Source organism: Pseudomonas sp. P7758, from assembly GCF_013386485.1.
Lineage (GTDB): Bacteria > Pseudomonadota > Gammaproteobacteria > Pseudomonadales > Pseudomonadaceae > Aquipseudomonas.
On sequence record NZ_JACARS010000022.1, the window covers coordinates 22,004 to 45,035 of the forward strand.

23 protein-coding genes are annotated in these 23,032 nt (G+C 61.2%); 11 read left to right on the forward strand and 12 right to left on the reverse strand.

The annotated features are described in order from the left end of the window. Nucleotides 1-11: 11 nt before the first annotated feature. The gene (gene rlmF, locus HX873_RS05915) at nt 12-1,034 is read left to right on the forward strand and encodes a 23S rRNA (adenine(1618)-N(6))-methyltransferase RlmF (protein ID WP_003212741.1); all 1,023 of its coding nucleotides are present in this window, start codon (nt 12-14) and stop codon (nt 1,032-1,034) included. Nucleotides 1,035-1,098: 64 nt separating this feature from the next. Here rlmF and HX873_RS05920 read toward each other — a convergent pair whose 3' ends face one another. Beyond that, a complete protein-coding gene (locus tag HX873_RS05920; protein WP_003212743.1) occupies nt 1,099-1,380 on the reverse strand; it encodes an HU family DNA-binding protein in 282 nt (93 codons plus the stop codon). Nucleotides 1,381-1,777: 397 nt separating this feature from the next. Here HX873_RS05920 and yejK point away from each other — a divergent pair, with 397 nt between their 5' ends. Together yejK and HX873_RS05930 are read left to right on the forward strand one after the other, a co-directional pair. Next, nucleotides 1,778-2,782, forward strand: a complete 1,005-nt coding sequence (yejK, locus tag HX873_RS05925; RefSeq protein ID WP_003212745.1) for a nucleoid-associated protein YejK — start codon at nt 1,778-1,780, stop codon at nt 2,780-2,782. After that, the gene (locus HX873_RS05930) at nt 2,782-3,132 is read left to right on the forward strand and encodes a glutaredoxin family protein (protein ID WP_003212747.1); all 351 of its coding nucleotides are present in this window, start codon (nt 2,782-2,784) and stop codon (nt 3,130-3,132) included. The genes yejK and HX873_RS05930 overlap by 1 nt, the downstream gene beginning before the upstream one ends. 135 nt (nt 3,133-3,267) lie before the next feature. Here HX873_RS05930 and HX873_RS05935 read toward each other — a convergent pair whose 3' ends face one another. From HX873_RS05935 to HX873_RS05960, 6 genes are all read right to left on the reverse strand, one after another. Further along, a complete protein-coding gene (locus HX873_RS05935; protein ID WP_177122470.1) occupies nt 3,268-5,508 on the reverse strand; it encodes a TonB-dependent receptor in 2,241 nt (746 codons plus the stop codon). Nucleotides 5,509-5,781: 273 nt separating this feature from the next. Further along, nucleotides 5,782-6,771 carry a FecR family protein gene (locus HX873_RS05940; RefSeq protein ID WP_003212751.1) on the reverse strand — a complete coding sequence of 330 codons (990 nt, stop codon included), beginning with the start codon at nt 6,769-6,771 and terminating at the stop codon, nt 5,782-5,784. Continuing rightward, nucleotides 6,768-7,328: an RNA polymerase sigma factor gene (locus HX873_RS05945; protein WP_003212753.1), complete on the reverse strand. Its 561-nt coding sequence runs from the start codon at nt 7,326-7,328 to the stop codon at nt 6,768-6,770. The genes HX873_RS05940 and HX873_RS05945 overlap by 4 nt, the downstream gene beginning before the upstream one ends. An 11-nt stretch (nt 7,329-7,339) precedes the next feature. After that, nucleotides 7,340-7,666, reverse strand: coding sequence for a DUF3325 domain-containing protein (locus HX873_RS05950; RefSeq protein ID WP_003212755.1), 327 nt, complete (start codon nt 7,664-7,666; stop codon nt 7,340-7,342). After that, a complete protein-coding gene (locus tag HX873_RS05955) occupies nt 7,667-9,241 on the reverse strand; it encodes a PepSY domain-containing protein (RefSeq protein WP_177122471.1) in 1,575 nt (524 codons plus the stop codon). After that, the gene (locus HX873_RS05960; protein ID WP_003212759.1) at nt 9,238-9,540 is read right to left on the reverse strand and encodes a DUF3649 domain-containing protein; all 303 of its coding nucleotides are present in this window, start codon (nt 9,538-9,540) and stop codon (nt 9,238-9,240) included. Before HX873_RS05960 ends, HX873_RS05955 begins: the two co-directional genes overlap by 4 nt. Before the next feature lie 159 nt (nt 9,541-9,699). On the opposite strand from HX873_RS05960, the gene HX873_RS05965 reads away from it, so the two are divergent. The 3 genes from HX873_RS05965 to fecA all read left to right on the forward strand — a co-directional run bounded on the left by HX873_RS05965 (nt 9,700) and on the right by fecA (nt 13,562). After that, on the forward strand, nt 9,700-10,188 hold the full coding sequence (locus tag HX873_RS05965; RefSeq protein ID WP_087695173.1) for a sigma-70 family RNA polymerase sigma factor: 489 nt from the start codon (nt 9,700-9,702) through the stop codon (nt 10,186-10,188). Beyond that, nucleotides 10,185-11,126, forward strand: a complete 942-nt coding sequence (locus tag HX873_RS05970; RefSeq protein ID WP_177008186.1) for a FecR domain-containing protein — start codon at nt 10,185-10,187, stop codon at nt 11,124-11,126. The genes HX873_RS05965 and HX873_RS05970 overlap by 4 nt, the downstream gene beginning before the upstream one ends. Before the next feature lie 90 nt (nt 11,127-11,216). Then, the gene (gene fecA / locus HX873_RS05975; RefSeq protein ID WP_177122472.1) at nt 11,217-13,562 is read left to right on the forward strand and encodes a TonB-dependent Fe(3+) dicitrate receptor FecA; all 2,346 of its coding nucleotides are present in this window, start codon (nt 11,217-11,219) and stop codon (nt 13,560-13,562) included. On the opposite strand, the gene HX873_RS05980 is transcribed toward fecA, so the two are convergent. Beyond that, nucleotides 13,563-14,435 (reverse strand): LysR family transcriptional regulator, encoded by an 873-nt coding sequence (locus HX873_RS05980; protein ID WP_008438547.1) that lies wholly within the window; start codon nt 14,433-14,435, stop codon nt 13,563-13,565. A 104-nt stretch (nt 14,436-14,539) separates the two neighbouring features. Between HX873_RS05980 and HX873_RS05985 the strand changes: the two genes are divergently transcribed. Next, on the forward strand, nt 14,540-16,048 hold the full coding sequence (locus tag HX873_RS05985; RefSeq protein ID WP_177122473.1) for an MFS transporter: 1,509 nt from the start codon (nt 14,540-14,542) through the stop codon (nt 16,046-16,048). Between the two features lie 72 nt (nt 16,049-16,120). On the opposite strand, the gene HX873_RS05990 is transcribed toward HX873_RS05985, so the two are convergent. Both HX873_RS05990 and HX873_RS05995 read right to left on the reverse strand, forming a co-directional pair. After that, nucleotides 16,121-16,531, reverse strand: a complete 411-nt coding sequence (locus HX873_RS05990) for an HPF/RaiA family ribosome-associated protein (protein WP_003212772.1) — start codon at nt 16,529-16,531, stop codon at nt 16,121-16,123. A gap of 211 nt (nt 16,532-16,742) precedes the next feature. Beyond that, a complete protein-coding gene (locus tag HX873_RS05995) occupies nt 16,743-17,690 on the reverse strand; it encodes a LysR substrate-binding domain-containing protein (RefSeq protein ID WP_003212775.1) in 948 nt (315 codons plus the stop codon). A gap of 137 nt (nt 17,691-17,827) precedes the next feature. Between HX873_RS05995 and HX873_RS06000 the strand changes: the two genes are divergently transcribed. The 3 genes from HX873_RS06000 (at nt 17,828) to HX873_RS06010 (ending at nt 21,178) form a co-directional block, all read left to right on the forward strand. Further along, on the forward strand, nt 17,828-19,204 hold the full coding sequence (locus HX873_RS06000) for an L-serine ammonia-lyase (RefSeq protein ID WP_008438553.1): 1,377 nt from the start codon (nt 17,828-17,830) through the stop codon (nt 19,202-19,204). 60 nt (nt 19,205-19,264) lie between these two features. Continuing rightward, a complete protein-coding gene (locus HX873_RS06005; protein ID WP_008438568.1) occupies nt 19,265-20,560 on the forward strand; it encodes a serine/threonine transporter in 1,296 nt (431 codons plus the stop codon). A gap of 300 nt (nt 20,561-20,860) precedes the next feature. Then, nucleotides 20,861-21,178, forward strand: a complete 318-nt coding sequence (locus HX873_RS06010; protein ID WP_003212781.1) for a DUF3509 domain-containing protein — start codon at nt 20,861-20,863, stop codon at nt 21,176-21,178. Here HX873_RS06010 and HX873_RS06015 read toward each other — a convergent pair. Both HX873_RS06015 and HX873_RS06020 read right to left on the reverse strand, forming a co-directional pair. Continuing rightward, nucleotides 21,175-21,663 carry a phosphate-starvation-inducible PsiE family protein gene (locus tag HX873_RS06015; RefSeq protein WP_177122474.1) on the reverse strand — a complete coding sequence of 163 codons (489 nt, stop codon included), beginning with the start codon at nt 21,661-21,663 and terminating at the stop codon, nt 21,175-21,177. The two genes, HX873_RS06010 and HX873_RS06015, sit on opposite strands and share 4 nt — an antisense overlap. A gap of 451 nt (nt 21,664-22,114) precedes the next feature. Further along, nucleotides 22,115-22,372 (reverse strand): DUF6124 family protein, encoded by a 258-nt coding sequence (locus HX873_RS06020; protein WP_008438570.1) that lies wholly within the window; start codon nt 22,370-22,372, stop codon nt 22,115-22,117. 305 nt (nt 22,373-22,677) lie between these two features. On the opposite strand from HX873_RS06020, the gene HX873_RS06025 reads away from it, so the two are divergent. Continuing rightward, nucleotides 22,678-22,938 carry a YebG family protein gene (locus HX873_RS06025; RefSeq protein WP_003212789.1) on the forward strand — a complete coding sequence of 87 codons (261 nt, stop codon included), beginning with the start codon at nt 22,678-22,680 and terminating at the stop codon, nt 22,936-22,938. Nucleotides 22,939-23,032 lie beyond the last annotated feature (94 nt).

The following is a 23,032-nucleotide window of genomic DNA, read 5'->3' on the forward strand; positions in this document are numbered from 1 at the left end:
CGACGCAGCCCATGACCGCCCCCAGCACACCCAAAGCACCGCGCAAGAAGCCAAAATCCAGTACGCCGGCCAAGCCCGTCGTTCCGCGCAAAGAGGCCACCTTGCACCCGCGTAACCGCCACCAGGGCCGTTACGACTTCCAGGCGCTGATCAAGACCACGCCCGAACTGGCGCAATTCGTGATCATCAACCCGTACGGCAAGGAAAGCATCGACTTTGCCAGCCCAGACGCGGTGCGGGTGTTCAACCGGGCGTTGCTCAAGGCGTTCTACGGCATCAATCACTGGGACATCCCGGCTGACTACCTGTGCCCACCGGTACCGGGGCGTGCCGACTACGTGCACTTCCTCGCCGACCTGCTGGCCAGCGTCAACGAAGGCGTGATCCCCCGTGGCGCGCCGGTGAAGGTGCTGGACATCGGCATGGGCGCCAACTGCGTCTATCCGTTGATTGGCTACAGCGAGTACCGCTGGAATTTCCTCGGCTCGGAAGTCGACCCGACGGCCGTGGCCGCCGCCAAGGCGATCGTGCAGTCCAACGGGCTGAACAAGGCCATCCAGCTGCGCCAGCAAACCAACCCCAAGCAGATCCTGCTGGGCTTGCTGGAGCCGGGCGAGCGGTTTGACCTGACAATGTGCAACCCGCCCTTCCACGCGTCCATGGATGAGGCGACCAAGGGCAGCGAGCGTAAATGGCGCGCACTGGGCAAGGCTGATCCGAAACGCAAGCTGCCGGTGCTGAACTTCGGTGGCCAGTCGGCGGAATTGTGGTGTGAAGGCGGTGAAGCGCGGTTTGTGACGCAGTTGATCGCTGAAAGCGCGCATTTCCAGCACAAGGTGCTGTGGTTCAGCACGCTGGTGTCGAAAGCGTCGAACTTGCCGGCGATCCAGACAGCGCTGAAAAAGGCCGGTGTGCTGGAAAGCCAGGTAGTGGAGATGTCCCAGGGCCAGAAGCAGAGCCGCTTCGTCGCCTGGACGTTCCAGACCCCGAGCGAGCAACAGGTGTGGCGCCAGCGTTGGGCCCGTAAAGACTGATAAATCGCAGGCAACAAAAAACCGTGCCCGGATCGCTCCGGAGCACGGTTTTTTTTGCTGCGTCTTACTTGTTAACAGCGTCGGTCAGGCCTTTGGCCACAACCAGCTTGATAACTTTCTTGGCAGCGATTTCGATGGCAGCGCCAGTCGAAGGGTTACGGCCAGTACGGGCAGGACGCTCGGTCACTTTCAGTTTGCCAACGCCTGGCAGAGTGATTTCGCCGCCGTTTTCCAGCTGATCAGCAACGATCTGGCTCAGTTGGTCCAGCAGAGCACGCACGGTGGTTTTCGGTGCGTCTACAGCTTCAGCCAGATCAGCGATCAGTTGGTCTTTAGTAATAGCCATTGTGGTGTTCCTTCCCTATCAAATTCATTTGGATTGCAGAGTGCAGTGTCAGCCATCGAGCCCTGCCATCAAGGCCTGGCACCCAAGGGCTATAACCACGAAGATCGGGGTTATAGATACCTGAAACCGGGTTTGGTTCGACCTGACAAATGCTGAATGCACGCTTAACGCCCAGACTGCGCGTAAGACGGGGCAAAACTAGCACAGAGACGGGGAAATATCCGCCTCAACATACCCATTTGGTCAGCTTTATCGCTCTAAACCGTGAAAAAAAGGCATATGGCCCGTCGGATGGCGCTCAAAACGCCCTCCGAACAGCGCCATCCCCAGCGGGTGCGGTACACTGGCGACTTTTTCCGGGAGCCCCACCCCTCCCCTTCAACCAGCCGAGAAGCCCATGCCGATCCGTCATTGCATCGTCCACCTGATCGACAAAAAACCCGACGGCACACCCGCAGTTCTCCACGCCCGCGACTCCGAGCTTGCCGAGTCGGCAGCGATCGAGAACATGCTCGCCGACCTCAACGAGAGCTACAACGCCAAACAAGGCAAGGCCTGGGGCTTTTTCCATGCCGAGTCCGGCGCGCATCCGTTCAGTGGCTGGTTGAAGGAATATTTCGACGGTGGCAAGGATTTCACCGCCTTCAGCCGTATTGCCGTGGAACACCTGCAGAAGCTGATGGAGGAGTCCAACCTCTCCACCGGCGGCCACGTGCTGTTTGCCCACTATCAACAGGGCATGACCGATTACCTGGCGATCGCCCTGCTGCACCACAGCGAAGGCGTGGCAGTGACCGACCAGCTGGACGTGACGCCGTCGCGCCACCTCGACCTTGGCCAACTGCACCTCGCAGCGCGGATCAACGTGTCCGAGTGGCAGAACAACAAGCAGTCCAAGCAATACATCTCGTTTATCAAGGGCAAGAACGGCAAGAAGGTCTCGGAGTACTTCCGCGACTTTATCGGCTGCCAGGAAGGCGTCGACGGTCCGGGCGAAACCCGTACCCTGCTCAAGGCCTTCAGCGACTTCGTTGAAAGCGAGGATCTGCCGGACGAGTCCGCCCGCGAGAAAACCAAGACCCTGGTGGACTACGCCAGCAGCCAGGCCAAGCTCGGCGAGCCGATGGGCCTGGAAGAGCTGTCCGGGTTAATCGATGAAGATCGGCCAAAAGCCTTCTACGATCACATCCGCAACAAGGACTACGGCCTGTCGCCGGAAATCCCGGCGGATAAACGCACCCTCAACCAGTTCCGCCGTTTCACCGGGCGTGCCGAAGGCTTGTCCATCAGCTTTGAAGCGCACCTGCTGGGCGACAAGATCGAATACGACGAAGCCGCCGGCACCTTGATCATCAAGGGCCTGCCGACCCAACTGACCGACCAGCTCAAGCGTCGCAACTGATGCTGGGCGGGGTTCTGAAGAAAGTCCTGCTGGTGTTGCTGGTGGTGGTGGTTTTCCAGAACTGGGGCAAGATCGAGCGGTTGTTCAACCCCTCCCAGGTGGTGCCGGAGCAGACACGCGCGGCAGCGCGCGTGGTGCTGTATTCCACCGAGTGGTGCGGCTACTGCAAACAGATCCGGCGCTTTCTGGATTCCAAGGGGATTCCCTACCAGGCGTTTGATATCGAGAAGGACGCCCAGGCGCGCAAGGCGTACGAGGCGTTGGGGGGCGGCGGGATTCCGTTTGTGGACGTGAACGGCACGCTGATTCGCGACTACAACCCGGAAGCGATCATGGCGGCCCTGAAGTAACTCACTCTGTAAAATACCGCAGATCAAATGTGGGAGCGGGCTTGCTCGCGAATGCGCTGGTTCAGTCAATACATCTGGCGACTGATCCACCGCTTTCGCGAGCAAGCCCGCTCCCACATTGGGTTTGCGTACGCGTTAGAAATTGGCCTCCAGGGAAACCATCGCCGTACGCTCTTCACCCACGTTGTAATACGCCGAACTGGCCGCCAGGCCATTCACCGGCGCCGAGTTGAACGATACGGTGCGCGCCGAGCTCAAGTATTCCTTATCAAACACATTGAGCATCGAGAAGCGCAGCGCGGCCGACTTGAAGACCTTCTTGTCCACCGGCAGGTAGATACCGGCGTTGAGGTCGAACACGGTGCGCCCGGAGATTTTCTCGTTGTTGGTCAAATCACCGTAGAACGCCCCGACATACTTGCCGGCAATGTTGCCGTAGTAGCGCTTGTCGTCGTAACCAAACACCAGGTTGAGCATGTTTTCCGGCACGTTGGCCAACTGGTTGCCCTTGGTCGGTAACAACACGTTCTTGCTGACAAAGTCGTCCTGCTGCTCGGACTTGGTATAGGTGTACGACGCGTAGTAGTTGAAGTTGTACGGCAGCAGGCCGCTCCACTCCAACTCCAGGCCTTTGTTGGTCACGTCACCGACGTTGGCCATCACGTAGTCACCGTTCAAGTCGGTGGTCGACAGCTGACGGTCCTTGAAGGTGATGTAGAACAGGGTGGCGCTCAGGGCCATTTTCTCTTCGGTGTAGCGCCAGCCCAGTTCCTGGTTCCAGCTCAGTTCGGGGTTGAGGTTGAGCGAGTCACCCTTGTTGTACAGCACGTAGTTCTGCGGTGTGCGCATGTTGCGAGTGACGTTGTAGAACGCCTGGTTGCTCTCGTCGACCTGGTACTTGGCACTGAAGTTCGGCAGGAACTGATGGTAGCGGGCGTTACGCTTTTCCGGCTTGTCGTACAGGCTACCGAGGTTGTCGCCGTCACGTTCGACGTACTGGTACGCCAGCCCGCCGACAAAGCTCAGGTCTGGCGTGGCTTGCCAGCTGTCCTGCACCCACAGCTTCTGGGCCGGGGTCACGGTGTACTGGTGGCGCCCCTGGACAGTCTTGCCGTTCTTGTCGACCACCTGGCCGCCGCTGTTGTAATCGCCCCAGACGTCGTCCGGTGCACCTTCGCTGTTGATCCCGATATACGGCTGGGTCTGGCGCTGGCGAGCGCGCTCGTACCAGTAACCGTAATCCAGGCTGTGCTCCTCGTTGATGTCCCATTTCATTTTGACCGTGACGCCAGGGCGCCAGGTTTCGGTCCACGACGGCCGGTAGTAGTTGGCCGACTGGAGGTTACCCAGGTCGTAGTTACCGGCCTTGTCGGACTTCGGCCCCAGGTTGGTCGCGGTCTGGCCGCTGAAACTGCCGCCGTTGCCCCAGTAGTAGTAAGGCGCAACTGTCAGGGCCAGGTCATCACGCAGGCGCCAGCGCTGGGTGAAGGTGGTCATGACACTTTCGAAAGGGTTGCGGTTGAGCTTGTAGGAAGACGACAGCAAGCCGTTTTTGTAGACCGGGGTTTCCGAGTAATCCAGGCGCCGCCCCTGTTGTTGGAACTGGGCCTTGCTCAGGGTGTTGTAGTTGTAGTTTTCCTGCTTGTTGTACTTCATGGTGAAGTTGCTGGAGTTGCCATTGTCGTCTTCGAACAGCGTGCTCCACTCCACCTTGTCACCGCGCACAGTGCCCTTGCCGCGCCACTTGTCGCCTTCGGTGTGAGAGGCCGAGACCCAGCTCTTGAAGCCGCCCAGGTCGCCGGTGTTGAGCCGTGCGAAGGACTTTGTCAGGTTGTTCGAGCCGATGGATTGTTTGACGAACAAGCCTGGCTCTTTGGTCGGACGGATTGTGACCATGCCGATATTGCCGCCGCTGGAACCAATGTGTGGGCCATCCGCTTCGGAGGAGCCCTGGGTGACAAATACTTCGCCGACGTTTTCCGGGTCGCCCAATTGGTTGGCGTAAACACCGTAGCTGCCGGAGTCGTTGATCGGCACGCCGTCCATGGAAACCCCGACCTGGTCGGAGTTCATGCCGCGCATGGTGAAGCTGGTGCCGCTCATGCCGCTGGCGTCGTCGTTGGAAACGTTGATGCCCGGGGTGTACTTGAGCTTGTCGATGGCGTTGGCCGTCGGGGACATTTCGTCCATGGCTTCCTTGGTCACGGTGGACCGGGCCTTGGCACTTTCTTCCTGAATCATGTGGCCGGTGCCCAGGGTACGTTCGCCGGCGACGTGCACCGAACCGACATCCTGGGAATCGTCTGCCAGAACCAGCGGCGCAAAGCCGCCCAGGCCCGATGCTAAAAGCAGGGCATAGAGTTTGTTGTAGGTCACGAGTAGATCCCTTACATGCATCTATCTGTTGTTATGGGGGAGGTATTGGCGATCTCGGCCGGGTGAACAGCGCCGCCAATCTTCCTGACCACCTGCTCAGGAATCCGAGGATCATCCGTGCATCACGTAACGATTTGGTTACAGGTTTTGGCGATTGCGATGAAGGTTAAATGAAAGGTCCACACACACGGATGTGCCAAGGCATGGGGATTTTCAAGGGAAGGTGGTGCAAGTAATGACAGCGCCACGCCATTGCGGCGTAGCGCTCTGTATCTAGCGCAGTACGATCATCCGACCGAGCAGCGAGTGTTGTTCAAACCCCAAGACCGCCTGCAACGCATTGAGCACCGCCTGGGGGTCCTTGCTCGGGAAACTGCCGCTGACACGCCGGGCGCCGAGGTCTTCGTTGAGCAGCAGAATGCGCCCCGGATAGTAGCGGCCGAGGTCTTGCACCACATCGGCCAGCGGCGCCTTGTAGTAGTTGAGCCAACCATCGCGCCAGGCCAGGCGCGACTCGCTGTCGACCGCGTGCAGCTCATCGGCGACACCGTCGGCGTAGGCCACTTGCTGGCCGGCCGTCAGAATCTGTTGCTGAGCATACTTCGACGGCGTTACCCCAACCCGACCGGACAACACCGTCACCTGCGCACCTGCCGGTTGCAGGCGCACCTCAAACTGCGTGCCGAGCACCCGTGCTTCGCCGCTGCCGGCCTCGACCACAAAGGATTCGCCAGTGTGGGTCACACTGAAAAAACCGGCGCCACGGCGTAGCTGGATATGGCGCTCGCCATGCTTGAAATCCACTGCGATCGCACTGTCGGCGTCCAGGGTGACCTGGCTTTGATCGGCCAGGGTCACGGTCTTCACCTCACCCGGCGCGGTGACGTAATCCGCGCCGAAGTCATCGACCCAGCGTGACGGCTGCCAGCCGGCGCCCATCGAGATCATCACCAGCAGGCAGGCGGCCATGGCCAGGGCGCCAGACCAGCGCCGCACGCTGGAGCGTTTCGAGGTATTCATCGCGTTCAAGTAACCCTGCAGCGCCAGGGCATCCTCATCCGCCAACGTTCTGGCCGGTACTTCACTCAATTCCCACAGCACCTGGGCCTGGGCATAGGCTTCCACATGCGCAGGATCGGCCCGCAGCCAACGGCTGAACGTGGCCTGGTCGCCACTGCTGGGCTGGTCGTGCAACAGGCTCAACCAGGCCAGTGCGGCCTGTTCCTGGTCGGGCGTCGGGGTGACGCGGGCAGTGGCGTTCACGGAGCTTTCCTTGGCGATGGTTCACGAAGGCTGGCCTTGCAGGCTTCGAGGGCACGCATCATATGTTTTTCCACGGCGCTTTGGGACAGGCCCATGGCCTTGGCGATTTCCGCGTACTTGCGGCCATGGATGCGGTTGAGCAGGAAAATCTGCCGGGTACGTTCCGGCAGGCTGCGCAAGGCTGCTTCAACGTGACGCAGATCATTGCCCGCCTCCAGCGCGGCCTGGGGTTCGCAGCCCTGGTTATCCTGTTGTTCCGGCAGCCAGCCTTCGCTGCTGCGCACCCGGGCGCCTTCGCTGCGCAGGTGGTCGATGGCGATATTGCCGGCGCAGCGCAGCAGGTAGGTGCTGAGCTCCTCGACCTGCACCAGCGGCCGGCGCCAGAAGCGCAGGAACAAATCCTGCACCAGGTCCGCCGCCGTCGCACGGCAGCCCACGCGGCGGCTGACCAGCGCTTCCATCTGCGAGCGCTGGGACAGGAACACCTGCAGGAAATGCGCCCGTCCGCCCGCCGCGTCTGCGTGCTGCTCTGGGTGTTCGGGAGGCGTGGTGATCATCAACGGTGGACTCAAAGGGTCGCGAAGGCCGCAACCGGGCTGGCCAGCAGGCCGAGGCCCGCCAGGATCAAGGCCAGCCTTGGCCGATACGGCAACAGCAACACCAGCAACAACCCGCTGAGCATCAAGACCGCGCACCACTCCACCAACCCCTGGCTCCACCCGGTCGCGAGCACCGCCGGCCAGATCGAGACAATCAACAGCAGCCAGCCGCCCACGCGCAAACCCAGGCGCCGACGAGGCGAAGGTTTACTGTGCAGCAGTTCGCCATGGTGCCGGTCCATGGACAGGCACAACGCGGTAAATCCTGCGTAACACAGCAATAGCGCCAGGAGCATTCAGTTCACCTCGCCCTTGAGGGTCAATGGCCGGGCACGTTCGGCCTTGGGCTGAGGGACGCGGCGGTGCTGCATTTTCCAGGCAGTCCAGGCGAGGAACACACCGCTGCCCAGGCACGTCAGGTCAAAACCGGCCATGGCCCAGTCGCCGTTGGCCAGGGTCACACCCAAATGCTGGGTCGTGGTCAGCGCGTTGAGCACCGGCACGCCGATAAACAGCAGCGCGCCCACACTCAATTGCTCAACCCAGCCGCGGCGCCCCTGGCGAACAATCGCGTGCAGGACGCTCAAGCCCCAGGCAATAAAGAAGGCTTGTACTTCCCAGTCCGAGCGCCCGGCAAAGCTGGCCGGCAACAGGCGGTTGGCCCAGAAGAATGCAGCGATGGCGATCATCAAGCCGGACATGCTGGCGATGTTCAGCACTTCCACCAGCCGCAGCTCAAAGGGCAGCACACCGGTTTTGGTGTGCTTGAGCTGACGCTTGCCCAGCCACATCACCAGCCCGGTGCCGATCATTGCCGTGCCCGCGAGGCCGCAGATGAAATACAGCCAGCGCAATACCGGGCCGGCGAAATGGCCCATGTGCAAACCGTAGAAGCTGCCACCAATCGCCGCCGGCAGCGACTGCTCGCCGCTCACCCGCAACAGTTCGCCGGTAGTGCCGTTGAATGACACGGTGCTGCCAAAGTCATGCACCACTCGATCCGACCCGGCGCGGAACACATTGACCGAAGCGTTTACATCGCTTGGATTATTCACCACCAGCCGCCCGACATGCCCGCCGGCCCATTGCCCGCGCGCCTGCTCGTACATCGGGCCCAGTGGCAGCAATTGCCCCGGCTGGCCGAGGGCCGGCGCATTGTCGGTGGCCGGAAACACATCGTTGAAGAACGCACGGGTGTCGTTGCCGTAGGAAGCGAGGATGCTCGCCGGCATCACCATGCTCATGAAAATCACCAGGCTGCTGTAGGTGATCATCAAGTGGAACGGCAACACCAGCACGCCCACGGCGTTATGCCCGTCTAGCCAGGACCGCTGGCCCTTGCGCGGGCGGAAGGTGAAGAAGTCCTTGAAGATTTTCTTGTGGGTGATGATCCCGGTGATCAACGCCACGAACATCACCATCGCGGCGATGGTCGACAGCCAGCGCCCCCACGGATAGGGCATTTGCAGCTGGAAGTGGAAACGATAGAAGAATTCGCCGCCCATGCTTTCCCGGGCCTGGACCTGCTGGCCGCTGACGGGATCGAGGAGTTTTTCGACGAAATTGCCGCGTTTGCCCGGGTCGACCTTGTCTTGCCACATCACCGACAGGCCCGGCTCACGGCTGCTCGGCAAGGTGATAAACCAGCGCGCGGCATTGGGCGCCTGGTGTTGCAGATAGGTTTGGGCGGCGGCCAGGCTACGGGCGTCATCGACGGGATGCGCCTGCACTTCGGGCTGCATCCAGTGGGTAATTTCGTCCTTGAAATACGACAGGGTGCCCGTCAGGAAAATCGCAAACAGCAGCCAGCCAAAGATCAACCCGGCCCAGGTGTGCAACCAGGCCATGGCCTGGCGGAAGCCCTCTTTCATGTGCGCGCCATCCAGTACGCCAACCCGGCGAACGTGGCCATTATCGCGCTGGGCAGCAACACGCCAAACCAGGCGCGCCAGGCCGTGCGGCAGGCGAAGCACCAGATGACCGCCAACAGGTAGAACACAAACGAACTCAGCATGCCGCTGATCACCGCATCGGCGCGGCTGGTGGGCAGCCACAGCGTCATGCACACGCTGGCCAGCGAGGCCAGCAGGTAACCGCCGACCACAGCCGCCAGCACCCGCGAAGTCACGGCAAGACGGTAGGAAACGGGAAGTGAGGTTTTGCGTTTCATGCACAAGGCGCCAGGTTCGTCAGTGCGCAATATTAATGATAAAGGTTCTCATAAGCAAAAGAGAACGCATCACTGGCAATTGCCGAACCCGCCTGCGCGCCCTACAATGCGAACAATTCTTGTTCTCTAAAGCATGCCCATGCTGCCGGAGTGTGCGCGTTGCAGCCGTCCAACACCGTCGAAGTCCTGTACCACGACCATCACCACTGGCTCACCGGCTGGTTGCGACGCAAGCTCGGCTGCCCGGAAAGCGCCGCCGACCTGGCCCAGGACACCTTCATCCGCGTGCTCACCGCACGGGAAACACCGACGCTGATCGAACCTCGCGCCTTCCTCACCACCATCGCCAAGCGTGTGCTGTGCAACCATTACCGCCGCCAGGACCTGGAGCGCGCCTACATCGACGCCCTGGCACAAATGCCCGAACACGTGGCGCCGTCGGAGGAAGAGCGGGCAATCATCCTGCAAACCCTGATGGAGCTGGACCAGTTGCTGGATGGCCTGGCGCCCCTGGTCAAACGCGCGTTCCTGCTGTCCCAGCTCGACGGCCTGACCTACGCGCAAATCGGCGCGGAACTGGGCATCTCCATCGCCACGGTCAAGCGCCATCTGAATAAAGCGGCGATGCGCTGCTACTTCGCCCTATGAGTTTCTCAACGCAGGTCGCCGAACAAGCGGTGCACTGGCTGATGGAAATGCAGCAGGGCCCGCTCAACCCACGCAAACAGGCGGCCTGGCAACAGTGGCTGGACGCCCACAGCGAACATCAGCGGGCCTGGGAGCACATCCAGCGAGTGAACCAGCGCTTGCGCGGGATGCCATCACCCCTGGCCCACGCCGCCTTGAATGCACCGAAATCCAACAGTCGTCGTCAGGCCCTGAAGTTGTTGCTGATACTCGGCGCCGGGTCGGCAGCGGCCTGGGGTTTGCGCCAGCAACATATATTGCCGCCGTTGAGTGCCGACTACCGCAGCCCCATCGGCCAACGGCGCAAGTTCCAGCTGGCGGATGGCAGCCAGTTGCAGCTCAACACCGGCAGTGCGGTGGATGTGCATTTTGAGGGCCAGCAACGCTTGATCCGCCTGCTCGAAGGCGAAATCCTGCTGACCGCCAAACCCGGCAACGCCCCGCTGCGGGTCATCACGTCCCAGGGCCTGCTCAGCGCCCAGGCCGCGCGGCTGAACGTGCGGCAATTCAACGATCACACACAACTGGCGGTGTTTGATGGGCACGTTGACGTGATGCCCAACACCTATAGCGGTTTGCCGTTGTCGGTGGAGAAAGCCCATCAGGTCAATTTCACCCGCAAAGGCTGGGACACCGCCCGCCCCACCGACGCCGGCAGCGGCGCCTGGGCCGACGGCATGCTGGTGGCGGCCCACATGCGCCTGGAAGATTTCCTCGCCGAATTGAGCCGTTATCGCCGTGGCCAGCTCAATTGCGACCCGCAGGTGGCCAACCTGCTGATTTCCGGCAGCTACCCGCTGGACGACAGCGAACGAATCCTGGACCTGCTGCAAGTCAGCCTGCCGGTCAGGGTCCGGCGGTTTACCCGCTACTGGGTCACTGTCGAAGCCCGTGCCTGAAATATTTTCAAACCCCGTGAGCCGTTTTCCGCACCTCGCGTGACAGAGAAGGAAAGCCACCTTGATCCTTCCTTCTCAGGACCGCACTTCATGCCCCAGCAACCGACTCGCCTGACGCCACTCGCCCGCACCCTGCGCCACTTGTTGCTGGGGGCCAGCCTCAGTTTCAGCACCGTTCCCTACGTAATGGCGGCCGACGCCAAGCCCTACCGCATCGCCCCTACGTCACTGGAAGCGGCGCTGAATCAATTTGGCCGGGAAGCCGGCGTGCTGATTTCATTTGGCTCGGACGTGACCGCCGGCGTGCAAAGCCACGGCCTGTCGGGCAACTACACCGCTGAAGAAGGCTTGAATGCGTTGCTCAAAGGCACCGGCCTGCAAGCCCGTGCCGAGGGCAACAACGCCTTCAGCCTGCAACCGGCGAATGTTCCGGCCACCCTCGAATTGGGCACCTCCAACGTGGTCGGCGACTGGCTGGGGGACGCGGCGCAAACCAACGTCTTCGAGCACCCTGGCGCCCGGGACGTGATCCGCCGCGAAGAATTCGAACGCCAGGGCGCCACCCAGGCCCGCGACGTGCTCAACCGCATTCCCGGGGTCAACGCCCCGGAAAACAACGGCACCGGCAGCCACGACATGGCGCTGAACTTCGGCATTCGCGGGCTCAACCCACGCCTGGCCTCGCGCTCCACGGTCTTGATGGACGGCATCCCGGTGCCGTTCGCGCCGTATGGCCAGCCGCAGTTGTCGTTCGCGCCCATCAGCATGGGCAACATGGATGCCGTGGACGTGGTACGCGGCGGCGGCGCAGTGCGTTATGGCCCGCAGAACGTCGGCGGCATCGTCAACTTCGTCACGCGCGCGATTCCCGATGCGCCAACGGTGAAAGGCGGCCTGCAAACCGAAACCAGCCCGTCTTCCAGCCACGATGGCTTCAAGACCACCGGCAACCTGCTGGCCGGCGGCACGGCGGACAACGGCCTGGGCGGCGCGATCCTGTATTCCGGCACCCGTGGTGGTGATTGGCGCGAGAACAGCGACACCCGCATCGACGACCTGATCCTCAAGGGCAAATACCAGCTGGACGACGCCAACAGCTTCAACGCCATGGCGCAGTACTACGAAGGCAAAGCCGATATGCCCGGTGGTTTGAGCACTGCGGCCTACAAGGCCGACCCGTATCAGTCCACCCGCCCCTACGACCAGTTCTGGGGCCGGCGTACCATGTTCAACGCGGGCTATCGCTACCAGGAAGATCGCCGGGAATTCACGGTCAACAGCTTCTTCACCACCACCCTGCGCAGCGGTTACCTGGACCAGGGCAACTTCCTCTCCCTGTCGCCCCGCGAGTATTGGGTACGCGGCCTGGAAACCCGTTTCGCCCAAGGCTTCGACCTCGGCCCAACCAGCCACGAAGTCGGCGTGGGCTACCGCTACATCAACGAGGCCGGCCACGAACTGCGCTACCGCACGCCGATTTCCGCCAATCAGCAACTGCCGACCACCGACAGCCGCAACGACCGCGACACCCGGGGCAGCACCGAAGCCAATGCGTTCTTCGTCGACGACCGGATAGATATCGGCAAGTGGACCATCACTCCGGGCATCCGCTACGAGATGATCGAGTCCCAGCAGACCAACAACCTCAGCAACGTCAAATACAAAGGCGACTACAACACCGCCCTGCCGGCGCTGAACGTGCTCTACCACCTGACCGACGACTGGAACCTCTACGCCAACACCGAAGGTTCGTTCGGCAGCGTGCAGTACAGCCAGATGCCCAACCGCGTGACCAGTGGCGAAGTGAAGCCGGAAAAAGCCCGCACCTGGGAACTCGGTACCCGTTACGACAATGGCACCCTGCGGGCCGAAATCGGCGCGTTCCTGATCAACTTCGACAACCAGTACGACAGCAACCAGACCAACGACACCGTGATCGCCCGCGGCGAAACCCGCCATCAGGGCATCGAGTCCAGCATCAACTACGCCCTCGACGGCTTGAGCCCGGCGCTCGCCGGTTTTGATGTGTACGCCACCTACGCCTACGTCGACGCCACCATCCGCGAAGACGGCCCGAACAAAGGCAACCGCGTACCCTTCTCCTCCAAGCACAAGGGCACCCTGGGTGTGGGTTACACCGAAGGTCGCTGGAAGTTGAACGTGGACAGCAGCTACCAGAGCAGCCAGTTTGCCGACAACGCCAACACTGAAGCAGAAAGTGCTGATGGCAGCACCGGACGCATTCCTGGCTACATGCTGTTCAGCAGCCGCGCGGCGTACGACTTTGGCCCGCAGCTGTCGGATTTGAACGTGGCGGTGGGTGTGAAAAACATCTTCAACAAGCAGTACTACACCCGCTCGTTTGACGATAACAACAAGGGCAAATACGTCGGCGAGCCGCGCACGCTGTATGTGCAGACGTCCATCGCGTTCTGATCAGCTACCCGCCAGGCACGACGGTGTGCCGGCCACCAACGCGTCGATGGCGCATCGGGTCTTGGCCGGCATGTGCGTCGCCGTGGGCCAGATGACATGGATCGGCATCGGTTGCTCGCGGTGGCCCGGCAGCACCGCCTGCAATTGCCCGCGCAACACGTAGTGGGCGATCAGCCAACTGGGCAACCAGGCCAGGCCGACCCCGGCGATGGCGGCATCGGCCACGGCCTGCAGGTCATCGAGGATCAACGGCGAGGCGACTCGCTCGCGGTGCGGGGCATTGCTGCGATAGGCAATGCCCCGATGCCCGGCCAGGTCGTCGATGGAGTCAATCCGAGGTGTGCGCTGCAAGTACGCGGGTGACGCCGCCAGGGCAATCGCCTGTTCCCCCAGGCGGCGGGCGCTCAGACGGTCGGTGTCAGGCAGCGCGCCAATGCGTACCGCCAGATCGAAGCCTTCCTGGGCCAGGTCGATCAGTCGGTCGGAGAAGGAAATTTCAATCTCCAGTTGCGGAAAACGGTCCATCAGCCCCCACAACGCAGGCGCCGCATAGTGGTGGCCGAATGCCAAAGGCAAGCTGGCCCTTAACCGTCCACGTGGCTGCTGACGGCCACTTTCCAGCACGGATTCGGCGGCTTCCAGTTCCGCCAGCGCACGCAGGCAATGCTCGTAATAGGCCTGCCCGTCCTCGGTCAAACGCTGACGCCGGGTGGAGCGTTGCAACAGCGACGTCCCCAACCGCGCCTCCAGCCGCGCCAGGCCTTTGCCCACCGCCGAGCGCGTGAGGTTCAGCCGTTCGGCGGCCTCCGTCAGATTGCCGCTCTCGACGATCTGCAAAAACAGTTCAACACCATCAAAACGCGGAGTGGCCATGGTCGTTTGTCGCCCTATATTCCCTTATCACAGGAAGAAGTATCGCTAATAAAGAATCAGATTCCCGTGAAAATGACACCTTCCCCCATTGAAAGGAAGAGGCCATGCCACCCGACGCCGTTGTATCCGCCATCAACCCGCCACGTACCGCCCGGGACGGCCTTGCGCTCACCGCCGTGTGCCTGGTGGCGCTGATGTTCGGGCTGGAGATTTCCAGCGTGCCGGTCATCCTGCCCACCCTCGAGCAGCAACTGGGCACCGGCTTCCAGGACGCCCAATGGATCATGAACGCCTACACCCTGGCCTGCACCAGCGTGCTGATGGCCGCCGGCACATTGGCCGATCGTTTTGGCCGCCGACGCATGCTGGTGCTGTGCCTGTGGGTATTCGGGCTGGCTTCGCTGGCTTGTGGGCTGGCGAACGATGCGTCCACGCTGATCGCGGCGCGTTTTGTCCAGGGCGTGGGTGGCGGGGCGATGATGATATGCCAGTTCGCGATCCTGTCGCACCAGTTCCGCGAGCCGGCGGCCCGAGCGCGAGCCTTTGCGGTGTGGGGCGTGATCGCCGGGGTGGGCCTGGGTTTCGGGCCGATGGTGGGGGCATTGATCCTGGCGGTGGCGGATTGGCGCTGGGTGTTCCTGGTGCATGTGCCGTTGACCTTGTTCACTCTGGTGTTGCTGCGCATCAGCGTGCAGGAATCCCGTGACCCGGCGGCCCATCGCCTCGATATAGCCGGTATGGCCACCCTCACCCTGGCAGTGTTCGCCCTGGTTTATTTCATCACCCAGGGCACCGAGAGCGGCTTTGCCACCCCGGCCATGCTCGGCTGGGCCGGACTGTCGGTGGGCAGCCTGTTGTTGTTCGTGGTTGTCGAGCGGCGCAGCCTGCATCCGATGTTCGACTTCTCGGTGTTTCGCATCCAGCGCTTCAACGGCGCGCTGATGGGCTCGATCGGCATGAACTTCAGCTTCTGGCCCTTCATGATCTACCTGCCGCTGTATTTCCAGGCCGGCCTGGGCTACGACACCATGCTCACCGGGCTCGCCCTGCTCGCCTATACCCTGCCCACGTTGGTGGTGCCGCCGCTGGCTGAACGCCTGGCCCTGCGCTATGGCGCCGAACGCATCATTCCATTGGGCCTGGGCCTGATGGGCGTGGGGTTTGTGACAATGGCGGCGATCAATCATAGCGGCCAGCCCAGTGTGGTATGGGTCCTGATCGCCTGTGGGATTGCCGGCAGCGGCTTGGCGTTTACCAACTCGCCCACCACCAACACCACCACCGGATCAGTTTCATCCGACCGCGCGGGGATGGCCTCGGGCATCGACTTCAGTGCACGGCTGATCACCCTGGCGCTGAATATCGCGTTGATGGGGTTGGTGTTGATACTCGGGATCGCTCATTATCTGGCTGGCGTATTGCCTGGCACGGCACAGTTGGCCACCCTCAGTCAGGACATCGCCGCCGGCAAGCTGGACGTGTTGCCGCAGGGCCCACTGATCGCCCAGGCCGCGCTGCGCAACGGTGCGGGATGGGCCATGTTGTATGCCGGCGTTGGAGCGTGCGCACTGGCGGCCTTGAGCGCCTGTTTTTTCCGGCGCAGCCCGCGCTGACCTTTTGCGCATAAAAAAACGGGCCTGCATCTGCAGGCCCGTTTTCAGTGGGGTTGAAAAAAGTATCAGCTATCAGCCGTTAAGCGCAGCCTGTTCGTTTTCCAGGAATTCCTCTTCTAGCTCGGCCTCGTCGGCCTTGGTATTGGGCAGGCTTTGACCCGCGGCGCGTGGTTTGCCGCGCAGTTTGCCGTACAGATGCTCCAGGGCATGCTCCAGCTTGGTCGCTGCGCCATCGATCGCCTGTTCCAGCGTATCGGCTTTATGGAGGACCGAAAGCGGTTGATGGCCTTTTGGCCGTGCTTCCAGTCGGCAACTCAGATCGTGTGGGCCGGGCTTGTCACCGTTCTCGTCCCGCAGGTAAACCTCGACGCGGGTCAGATCTTCTTCGTAACGTTCGAGCGTGCTCTCAATGGTGGTACGTACCCACTCCTCCAGTCGGATGCTGCTTTCAATATGGTTATCGCTATTGACTTGGATTTGCATAGTTTTCCCTTATTTCAGCTAGCTCGCCGAAGGCCATTCCTGCTTCACCGGATGGGTGAAAACCATGACCTCCTGATTACACAATTGAGCAGACAGAGGAACATTTCAACCCCTTTGCAAAGATAAATCCCACATTACAAATTAACCCTGACTACAACCAAAAACGCTGTTAGGGTGGGGAGTTGGTTACATCTTCTTACCGCCAACTTCCTTACAATTGCCCCTCTCCCAACGGGTGCAATCCGCGAAAAATCTCCGCTTCCTCCACCAGCCAGTCATGCACCGCCCGCACGCCCGGATGGCTCAACGCACCCGGCGCGTACAGCAGCACATAGCGTTTGTGGTTGGGAACGGCGAGGCCGAATGGCACGATCAAGGTGCCGCGTTCCAGTTCGTCATTGAGCAAGGTACGCCGGGCAATCGCCACGCCCATGCCGGCAATCGCCGCCTCGATGGTCAGGTGATTGCGGTTGAAGGTATGCCCGCGCCGTACGTCGGCAGCGTCGTAGCCGATGGCATTCAGGTAGAACTCCCACTCTGCGTACTCATAACTCCCACGCCAGGCAGTGATGTCGTGCAGCAGCGGGAAATGCACCAGGTCAGCGGGGCCATGCAGTGGCGGTCGCCCCCGCAGCAGGCTCGGTGCGCACACCGGGAAAATCTGCTCGTCCAGCAAGGCTGTGGACAACAAGCCGGGATAGCTGCCGTCGTTAAGGTCGATGGCCAGGTCGAAGTCGCCCTCGTGCAGGGCGACGCTGCTGTCTTCGGCAACCATGCGCAGCTGGATATCCGGGAAGCGCTGCTGCAAACGCGGCAAACGCGGGGTCAGCCATTTGCCGAGAAACGACGGGATCGAGCGCAGGCGCAAGGTGCCGCTGATCATCCCGGCGTCCAGCCGCTGCAACTCGGCATCGATGCTGCCATAGGCCTCGCCCACGGTGATCGCCAACCGCTGGCCCTCTGCGCTCAGCTCAACCCCGCGTGCGCGCCGATGGAACAGGCGAAACCCCAGACGCTCCTCCAACTGACGGATTTGCTGGCTGACCGCGCCCGGGGTGATGTGCAGTTCCTCGGCGCAGCGGGTGAACGACAAATGCCGTGCCGCGCAGGAAAAAACGTGCAACCAGACGTAGGTCTGGCCATGAAGCGGGCGAGCCATAGGGTTTAGTCCTGCTAAAGGGTGTCTTAGGATAATTCGTTGGTCAGTGCCGATCCAGAGGCTCAGTATCGCGCCAATTCCGCTTGTCCTACAAAACATGGCAGCGATTCCTACTCCATTGCTTGTAAGGGTTTAGCATGGCTATCAGTGTTTTCGATCTATTCAAAGTGGGCATTGGTCCTTCCAGCTCCCATACCGTCGGCCCGATGCGGGCCGCGGCGACCTTCGTCCAAGCGCTTATCGACCAGCAATTGCTCGACGAAACCCGTCGGGTAGAAGTGCGTTTGTACGGCTCGCTGTCCGCCACCGGTGTCGGCCACGCCACCGACCGCGCCTGTGTGATGGGCCTGATGGGCGAATGGCCAGACAGCATCGACCCCACCAGCATCGGCCCACGCATCCAGCAACTGCGCGAGTCCGGCCAATTGCTGCTCGGCGGCCGCACGTCGATTGCCTTCAACTGGCAACACGACCTCCTGCTGCTGGACGAAAGCCTGCCCTACCACCCCAACGCCATGTCCCTGCATGCCTACGGCGAGAACGGCCCGTTGAGCGAGCAAACGTACTACTCGGTGGGCGGCGGTTTCATCATCGAAGCGGCAGAAGCCGAGTCCGGTATCGCGCCGACCAGCGAAGTGCAATTGCCCTACGACTTTTCGAGCGCCGTCGAACTGCTGGCCTTGTGCAACAAGCACGGCCTGCGGGTTTCCGAGCTGATGATGGCCAACGAGCGGGCCTGGCGCAGCGATGCCGAGATCCGCAGCGGCCTGCTGCATATCTGGTCGGTGATGCGTGAATGCGTCGAACAAGGCCTGCGCCACGAAGGCATCCTGCCCGGCGGTCTGGATGTGCCACGGCGCGCGGCGAAATTGCACCGCAGCCTGCTGGAAATCGGCAAACCCAACGTTATCACCTCGACCTTGTCGGCCATGGAATGGGTCAACCTGTTCGCCCTCGCCGTCAACGAAGAAAACGCCGCCGGCGGGCGCATGGTGACGGCACCGACCAATGGCGCGGCGGGAATCATCCCGGCGGTGCTGCACTACTACATGAAGTTCAACCCGGACGCATCCGACGATGACGTGGTGAATTTCTTCCTGGCTGCCGCCGCCGTCGGCATCCTCTGCAAGAAAAACGCCTCGATCTCCGGCGCCGAAGTCGGCTGCCAGGGCGAAGTCGGTTCCGCCTGCGCCATGGCCGCTGCCGGCCTTGCAGACGTGCTCGGCGCATCCCCGGAGCAACTGGAAAACGCCGCCGAAATCGGCCTGGAACATAACCTGGGGTTGACCTGCGACCCGGTTGGCGGGTTGGTCCAGGTGCCGTGCATCGAGCGCAACGCCATCGCCGCGGTCAAGGCGATCAACGCCACGCAAATGGCCCTGCGCGGCGACGGCAAACACTTCATCTCCCTGGACCGGGTGATCCGCACCATGCGCGACACCGGCGCCGACATGCACGACAAATACAAAGAAACTTCACGGGGCGGCCTGGCCGTCAGCTGGGTGGAGTGCTGAGGAGCATTCCCTGATCGCCCCAACGTGAGCCCGCGCAAAAATAATAACGAGGCAATAACGATGACCGATGTACGTACACCTGCTGCCGAAAATACCGCTGTAGACCTGACGCCGACCACCGTTACACAAGGCTGGAACAAACACGACACCACCTGGATGCTCGGCCTCTACGGCACCGCCATCGGTGCCGGCACCTTGTTCCTGCCGATCAACGCTGGCGTGGGCGGCTTCTGGCCGTTGATCGTGCTGGCGCTGCTGGCCTTCCCGATGACCTTCTTCGCCCACCGTGGGCTGACGCGCTTTGTGTTGTCGGGCAAATCCGGCGACATCACCGAAGTGGTGGAAGAACACTTCGGCATCGGCGCCGGCAAGCTGATCACCCTGCTGTACTTCTTCGCGATCTTCCCGATTTTACTGGTGTACAGCGTGGCGCTGACCAACACCCTGACCAGCTTTATGGAACACCAACTGCACCTGGCTGCACCGCCCCGGGCAATCCTGTCGCTGGTGCTGATCCTCGGCCTGATGGCCATTGTGCGCTGCGGCCAGGGCGTGATCGTCAAGGCCATGAGCGTGCTGGTGTACCCCTTCGTCGCCGCCCTGCTGCTGTTGGCGGTGAGCCTGATCCCCAACTGGAACGGCGCATTCTTCGCCTCCGCCAGCGAAGGCATGCCCCTGCCGGCCTTCTTCAAGACCTTGTGGCTGGCGATCCCGGTGATGGTGTTTTCCTTCAACCACTCGCCGATCATCTCCGCCTTCGCCGTCGACCAGAAACGCGTGTACGGCCCGCAAGCCGAACGCAAAAGCAGCGGCATCCTGGCCATGGCCCACAGCATGATGGTGCTGACGGTGATGTTCTTCTGCTTCAGCTGCGTGCTGGCCCTGTCGCCGGCTGACCTCGCCGCCGCCAAGGCGCAGAACATCTCGATCCTGTCGTACCTGGCGAACCACTTCCAGACCCCGGTCATCGCCTACGCCGCACCGTTGATCGCGCTGGTGGCGATCACCAAATCCTTCCTGGGCCACTACATCGGCGCCAGCGAAGGCTTCCAGGGCCTGATCGTCAAATCCCTGCGCGGGCGCAACCGCAGCATGTCGGCCAAGTGGCTGGAGCGCTGCACCGCGCTGTTCATGGTGCTCACCTGCTGGGCCGTGGCCACCTTCAACCCGAGCATCCTCGGCATGATCGAAACCATGGGCGGGCCGATCATCGCCTGCCTGTTGTTCTTGATGCCGATGTACGCCATCCGCCGAGTGCCATCCCTGCGCCAGTACTCGGGCCAGGCGTCCAACGTGTTTGTGGTGTTGATCGGTTTGATTGCGCTGTCTGCGATCGTTTTTTCGGTCATGCCCTGAAACGGATCACCGAACTCAAAAACACCACCCACCCAATGTGGGAGCGGGCTTGCTCGCGAAAGCGGTCGTTCAGCCGAGCAATCATTGGCTGACACACCGCATTCGCGAGCAAGCCCGCTCCCACAGTGGAAATTTGATGGCAGGCAGATTGCTGTACGGCACGCCCCTTGCTGTACAGCTACTGAGGAAAACGGACCTTGTGAAAACCTCAGCGAGCGAATGGCCGGTGGTCAGGAAACGCGAACTAATCCCGACACCGGTCGTCAATGACTGCATGTTCTTATCAGGCGGTAACGCACCATGGACAACCCTTTTCAGATCATCACCGACACCTTCGCCCCGAAATACCGGGTCAATTTAAGCATCCAGCGGCTGGACGGCAGCATCATGCTGACCCTGTCCGATGAAGACGGCGTCGTGGCCAAACGCATGATCAGCGCCGAACAACGCAACGACCCCCAGCGCCTGAAACGGCTGGTGCAGAGTGTGCAATTCGGGATTGCGATCGAGCAGGGGCACAGCGCGATGGAGATATTGGCGGTGATGACCGATGGGGACAGCCACCAGGTACTGCAGCGGCCGCCGGTCAGCAGGCCGCCGCTCAACGCAGGGTTCTAGAGCTCGCCCTTCTCTGTTTCAAAGCTCGCTTCACCCTTGCGGCGCGGGCCTTCGACCTTCACCGACGGAAATGCCGACGACGCATACCGCACCACCAGAATCGCGAACGCCAGCAGCAGAATCCCACCGCACAGGTAGATGATGCCGATGTCGGGCGGGTTGTGGTGGGACACGTTGGAAATCAGCAGACGGGTCAGCGCCGTGATCGCCACGTAGATCAGGAAACGCACCGGCATGTGGTTGGTCTTGAAATAAATCCCGACCATCGCCCCCAGTTCCAGGTAGATGAACAGCAGCAAGATGTCATCGATCTTGATGTGCCCCGTCTCCAGCATCCCCAGAAATTCCATCACCGCGGCATAGGCGGTCACCGCACCAATGGCGAACAACGCCAGGTAGTGGAACGTCTCGACGAACAGATTTCCCAAGGACTCGGCCAGTTGGTGCACGGTCTTGCGCAGGTTTTCAGCCCAGTTGATTTTCACGATGATGCTTCCTTAGGTCGGCTCGACCGGATAATGCGGGTTGGACGTGACGGTTTCTCTGCATGCAGAAAAAAGGCCAGGGAACAGGAAGTGAGATGGTGGCGGGGTGATATGAGGCACTTATCTTGCTGCTTGATGATCGTTCCCACGCTCCGCGTGGGAATGCCGCCCCGGACGCTCCGCGTCCCATGCCCCAGGGTTTCGGGTAGAGGTGACGCGGAGCGTCACGGTATGCATTCCCACGCAGAGCGTGGGAACGATCAATGGTGGCGGGGTGACATCAGGCACTTATCTTGCTGCTTGATGATCGTTCCCACGCTCCGCGTGGGAATGCCGCCCCGGACGCTCCGCGTCCCATGCCCCAGGGTTTCGGGTAGAGGTGACGCGGAGCGTCACGGTATGCATTCCCACGCAGAGCGTGGGAACGATCCAGGTGACCGGGTGATTCAGGTCAGGTCGGGGCGACTTGATCCAACGCTTGATCGACCAATAAACCACTCATTTCCAGCAGTTGATGGATCGCCAGAAGCAAACTTCGCTGTGGTCCTTCAAGCTCAAAAGCCAGGCTACTGGCCATTTCACGGGCACTGTTCAAGGTTTCGCTGGCATTGGCGAGTAATGTTTCAGTGTCAGTATTTGGGGTCACAGCGAAAAGCGCGGTAGGCGGCTTTATAGGCGATTCAGAAAAACAGGCAGTCATTTTTACCATGGTGCATTCCTTGGATTTACAAGATGTTTGCTCCTTAAATTCGAGCCGCCAAACTCGTGTACCGCATAAGCGAAGCCCGGAGAAGGTAAGCCACTGAATGACGCTCCTGCAACCCCACCAACCTGTGAGAAGTTTCCGATAGGGCAAACCAGCATTTGCCAGCTACATTGAAAAGCCACTACCCAAAGCCCATGGATTGGCTTATGCTTTTAGCTGTATATAAATACAGTGGTCGCAAAAACGCTTGGCGACACTCGAACCAAGGGCAACTCCCTTCAATACTGCACCGATGACGAGGCCGAAAAATGGCTGTTGAAACCCTGTATCGCAGTACCCGTGACCTGGAGACTACATTCGTGGATCGCAAACTTGCCGACGCACACGACCAGATGCTTGAACTGGCAGAGTCCCTGATGGAAGTGCTGTTGAAAAACGTCGAAGGCTTGAGCGAGAAGCAGGCTGAAGATGCCGGTATTTTCATGGCCAAGAACCGCGCGGCGTTTGCGGCGGCGTTCAAGAACAATGCGAGTGCATTGGCGGAGATTGGGCAGCCAGCGGCTGAGTGATGCATTGCCAGTAGTGGCGAAAGGGCTTGCTGTGGCGAGGGAGCTTGCTTTGAGCAAGGGCGCTTGCTGTGGCAGAGGGAGCTTGCTGTGGCGA

Bases quoted from the DNA above. Each gene is read 5' to 3' on its own strand.
- rlmF (WP_003212741.1), top strand. From the start codon at position 12: ATGACCGCCCCCAGCACACCCAAAGCACCGCGCAAGAAGCCAAAATCC.
- HX873_RS05920 (WP_003212743.1), bottom strand. From the start codon at position 1,380: ATGGCTATTACTAAAGACCAACTGATCGCTGATCTGGCTGAAGCTGTA.
- yejK (WP_003212745.1), top strand. From the start codon at position 1,778: ATGCCGATCCGTCATTGCATCGTCCACCTGATCGACAAAAAACCCGAC.
- HX873_RS05930 (WP_003212747.1), top strand. From the start codon at position 2,782: ATGCTGGGCGGGGTTCTGAAGAAAGTCCTGCTGGTGTTGCTGGTGGTG.
- HX873_RS05945 (WP_003212753.1), bottom strand. From the start codon at position 7,328: ATGATCACCACGCCTCCCGAACACCCAGAGCAGCACGCAGACGCGGCG.
- HX873_RS05950 (WP_003212755.1), bottom strand. From the start codon at position 7,666: ATGCTCCTGGCGCTATTGCTGTGTTACGCAGGATTTACCGCGTTGTGC.
- HX873_RS05955 (WP_177122471.1), bottom strand. From the start codon at position 9,241: ATGAAAGAGGGCTTCCGCCAGGCCATGGCCTGGTTGCACACCTGGGCC.
- HX873_RS05960 (WP_003212759.1), bottom strand. From the start codon at position 9,540: ATGAAACGCAAAACCTCACTTCCCGTTTCCTACCGTCTTGCCGTGACT.
- HX873_RS05970 (WP_177008186.1), top strand. From the start codon at position 10,185: ATGAGTTTCTCAACGCAGGTCGCCGAACAAGCGGTGCACTGGCTGATG.
- fecA (WP_177122472.1), top strand. From the start codon at position 11,217: ATGCCCCAGCAACCGACTCGCCTGACGCCACTCGCCCGCACCCTGCGC.
- HX873_RS05980 (WP_008438547.1), bottom strand. From the start codon at position 14,435: ATGGCCACTCCGCGTTTTGATGGTGTTGAACTGTTTTTGCAGATCGTC.
- HX873_RS05985 (WP_177122473.1), top strand. From the start codon at position 14,540: ATGCCACCCGACGCCGTTGTATCCGCCATCAACCCGCCACGTACCGCC.
- HX873_RS05990 (WP_003212772.1), bottom strand. From the start codon at position 16,531: ATGCAAATCCAAGTCAATAGCGATAACCATATTGAAAGCAGCATCCGA.
- HX873_RS05995 (WP_003212775.1), bottom strand. From the start codon at position 17,690: ATGGCTCGCCCGCTTCATGGCCAGACCTACGTCTGGTTGCACGTTTTT.
- HX873_RS06000 (WP_008438553.1), top strand. From the start codon at position 17,828: ATGGCTATCAGTGTTTTCGATCTATTCAAAGTGGGCATTGGTCCTTCC.
- HX873_RS06005 (WP_008438568.1), top strand. From the start codon at position 19,265: ATGACCGATGTACGTACACCTGCTGCCGAAAATACCGCTGTAGACCTG.
- HX873_RS06010 (WP_003212781.1), top strand. From the start codon at position 20,861: ATGGACAACCCTTTTCAGATCATCACCGACACCTTCGCCCCGAAATAC.
- HX873_RS06020 (WP_008438570.1), bottom strand. From the start codon at position 22,372: ATGGTAAAAATGACTGCCTGTTTTTCTGAATCGCCTATAAAGCCGCCT.
- HX873_RS06025 (WP_003212789.1), top strand. From the start codon at position 22,678: ATGGCTGTTGAAACCCTGTATCGCAGTACCCGTGACCTGGAGACTACA.